Origin of the sequence: Microcystis sp. M165S2 (assembly GCF_020245885.1) — a bacterium.
Lineage (GTDB): Bacteria > Cyanobacteriota > Cyanobacteriia > Cyanobacteriales > Microcystaceae > Microcystis.
Genome location: NZ_JADBTZ010000454.1, coordinates 1 through 3,154 on the forward strand (window position 1 = coordinate 1; position 3,154 = coordinate 3,154).

5 protein-coding genes, 1 tRNA gene and 1 pseudogene are annotated in these 3,154 nt (G+C 43.8%); 5 read left to right on the forward strand and 2 right to left on the reverse strand.

The genetic code is table 11. The features are described 5' to 3' along the window. Positions 1-57, reverse strand: a 57-nt coding sequence (locus IM479_RS22915; protein ID WP_353737553.1) for a helix-turn-helix domain-containing protein, incomplete at its 3' end; no start/stop codon positions are given. Between the two features lie 91 nt (positions 58-148). Here IM479_RS22915 and yidD point away from each other — a divergent pair. Beyond that, positions 149-379, forward strand: coding sequence for a membrane protein insertion efficiency factor YidD (gene yidD / locus IM479_RS22225; protein WP_287699590.1), 231 nt, complete (start codon positions 149-151; stop codon positions 377-379). A 16-nt stretch (positions 380-395) separates the two neighbouring features. Here the strand turns inward: yidD and IM479_RS22230 are convergent, their stop codons facing one another. After that, positions 396-1,154 carry an LmeA family phospholipid-binding protein gene (locus IM479_RS22230; protein WP_002757745.1) on the reverse strand — a complete coding sequence of 253 codons (759 nt, stop codon included), beginning with the start codon at positions 1,152-1,154 and terminating at the stop codon, positions 396-398. Between the two features lie 198 nt (positions 1,155-1,352). On the opposite strand from IM479_RS22230, the gene IM479_RS22235 reads away from it, so the two are divergent. The 4 genes and pseudogenes from IM479_RS22235 to IM479_RS22250 all read left to right on the forward strand — a co-directional run. Beyond that, positions 1,353-2,492 (forward strand): ferrochelatase, encoded by a 1,140-nt coding sequence (locus IM479_RS22235; protein WP_287687405.1) that lies wholly within the window; start codon positions 1,353-1,355, stop codon positions 2,490-2,492. Positions 2,493-2,580: 88 nt separating this feature from the next. After that, positions 2,581-2,653: transfer RNA gene (locus IM479_RS22240), tRNA-Arg, on the forward strand. 99 nt (positions 2,654-2,752) lie between these two features. Next, positions 2,753-2,971 (forward strand): annotated as a pseudogene (locus IM479_RS22245) (helix-turn-helix domain-containing protein); the annotation flags it as partial. Between the two features lie 7 nt (positions 2,972-2,978). Next, on the forward strand, positions 2,979-3,154 hold a 176-nt coding region (locus tag IM479_RS22250), incomplete at its 3' end, for a zinc ribbon domain-containing protein (protein WP_287699591.1).

Below are 3,154 nucleotides of genomic sequence, written 5' to 3' on the forward strand. Positions count from 1 at the left end.
CAATAGCGACTCTTGTTCGGGTGTGGGGTAAAATCGAAACCAATAGGCTTTTTCCATGTCTCACATTTTAGCATATATTTGGTAAATGCGCTAGTATTTAACGGTAAAGCCGTCGTAGAACGACGGGGTTTCAGACCCAAAATTTTCGATGAAAGGAATTTTTATTGGTTTAATTAAGGGATATCGACGGTTTATTTCGCCGCTATTTCCCCCTTCCTGTCGTTTTCAACCCACCTGTTCCCAGTATGCCATGGAAGCGATCAATCGCTTTGGTGTGGTGCGCGGTTCTTGGTTAGCAATTAAGCGTATTCTCCGTTGTCATCCTTTTCACCCCGGAGGTTACGATCCTGTGCCTCCCTGTAGCCACAAGCACGATTAAAAGGCAAAAATGCGGCCTATTTTCTTTGGGGAAAACGCTCGATATCGGCGATACCATAAAAGATGATCTGTTTATCTTTTAAACGTAGTCGATCGACCCTTAATTGAGTACCATCGAGGGCAAATTTATCTAAATCCATGAGGTTGTTAACGTGGCTGATTAAAGCTTCTCCTAAAGCTTTCGATCTTTCGTCCCCTTGATAAACCACCTCAACAAATTGAATTTTTCGCCGTTCTTCCACAACCACAGCAGTGGTCATTTCTAGAAGAATTGGTTCTTCTTCTCCCAATTTGATTAGACTTTTCAGAGTTAAAGTTTTATCGTCATTGAGAATTAATTCCGTATTCTGACAGTGAATTGATTTACCTTCGTACTCTAATCTTTGCAGTTTTTCGACAATAAAAGGTGTATTAAAAGAGGTGGTTAAATCTTCTTCCGTTAAAACTACCCGCAAAGTGGCCCGCGTCGGTTGACGGAGTTTTACCTGTCCGGTAAAAATGGCACTAAAATCGATCGCCACCGCTTGCACATACAATTCCATGGCTTCGATGCGTAGGCCATTGTACATCAGCATCGACTGACCGATAAAGTCAAAACCGTCGATACTGCCTTGCAGTAATTTGGCTACGGGTTCGGCGCGGACAGTAGCTTTCAGCTTGCCTGTCCGTTTGAATAATGCAGCGATCGCAGCACTCACCGCCTTACTGATGAGTTGATCGCCGCTCTGATTGGGAAAAGGTAAGCTACCAAACACGCCTGCTGTCATATCTCTCATAAGTGGGACTACAACGATCTTAACATTATTTAAAGTTTCTTTACATCTCGTTTTATTAATGAGGATGATAAGCAATCTGTATGATTCTGTAGAGGTTATAAATTTTTAGCGGTCTATCCCGTGCGAGGGGATAGGATAGGAAAGTGCTACTATCCCAGTGATATAGCGTTTTTCACTTAGAAAATCGGGGTTAAAAACGTGGTTGCCATTTCAGATCAACAACAGTTAGCCGCTACCCACAACCACAGCGATCGAGTGGCGGTATTATTAATGGGATACGGGGAAGTGGAGAGTTACGAGGACTTTGCCAACTATAATGAACAGGCCTTAAATCTGCTGACGGCTAAGTTCGCTCCTGTACCGACTTGGGTTTATCCTCCCCTAGCGAAATTATTGGCCATATTTGACCTACACGAATGGCAACACCAGCATAATCACTTTATTTCGCCCCATAACCACATTTTCGAGCATCAAAGACAGGAAATCGAGCGCAATTTACAGGCAAAATGGGGTAATCGGGTGGAGGTATTCAAAGCGTTTAACTTCTGCGCGCCTTTTTTACCAGCACAGGTATTAGGGGAAATCCGCGAACGGGGATTCGAGAAAATTTTGATCTATCCTCTCCTCGTGGTTGATTCTATCTTTACCAGTGGCATTGCGATCGAACAAGTTAACAAAGCTTTAGCTCAAGGACAAACGGGGGAACATTGGGTGAAAGGATTGCGCTATATTCCCTCGTTTTATAACCAACCCGCTTATATAGAGCTAATGGCGCGGTTAGTGGAAGAAAAAATCGCTGCTGAGGTAGCTAGTAGCTGTCTTCCCTCGCAAATTGGCATTATTTTAATGAATCACGGTTGTCCCCACGAAGCGAAGGGATTTACGTCGGGAATCGATGAAAGTCAAGCTTTATACGAGTTAGTCCGGGAAAAATTAATCTATCGTTATCCCTTGATTTCTGTGGGTTGGTTAAATCACCAAACCCCCTTAATTAAATGGACGCAACCGAATGCAGAGTTAGCGGCGAAGAATTTAATCGAATTAGGGGCCAAAGCTTTAATTTTCATGCCGATTGGCTTTGCTACGGAAAATCACGAAACTTTACTGGATGTGGAGCATATTATCGAAGCTTTACGCCGCAAACACGACCAAGTTAATTATGTGCAGATGGCCTGTGTCAACGATAACCCCGAATTTTGCCGGATGGCTGCCGATTGGGCCGAGGAACATATCGAAGCTCTCCTATCACAAGAGGCTTTATCTGTCAATAGTTCTGTAACAATTCCTCACATTCATTCCGATCACCATCATCACCACGGACACCACCATCATCATTAAGCTTGGACAGTGGCAAAGAGGGGTAGCGGCGAAAATTAGTCCTACCACTTGTCACTGTTGGAAGTATGATCTATAATTGTGCTTTCTTGGGTACGTAGCTCAATGGATAGAGCATCCGCCTTCTAAGCGGACGGTTGTAGGTTCGATCCCTACCGTACCCGTTACTCATCGAAAATTTTGGGTCTGAAACCCCGTCGTTCTACGACGGCTTTACCGTTAAATATTAGCGCATTTACACGATATATGCTAGAATGTGAGACATGGAAAAAGCCTACTCGTTCCGATTTTACCCCACACCAGAACAAGAGTCGCTATTGCGGCGCACCTTGGGCTGTGTAAGATTAGTTTACAATAAAGCTCTCCATCTCAGAACACAAGCTTGGTACGAAAGACAAGAAAGAGTAGGATATGCTCAAACTTCTTCAATGCTAACCGATTGGAAAAAGCAAGAAGAATTAGACTTTCTCAATAAAGTAAGCTGAGAAAATGCCGTTAAATATTCGAGAGTGGGATTGTCCAATCTGTGGGACGCACCATGACCGAGATATTAACGCTAGTAAAAACATTTTGGCCGCAGGACTTGCGGTGTCAGTCTGTAGAGCGACCATAAGACCAGAACAGAGTAAATCTGTTAAGGCAGGTGCGAAACCCCGCAAGGGAAA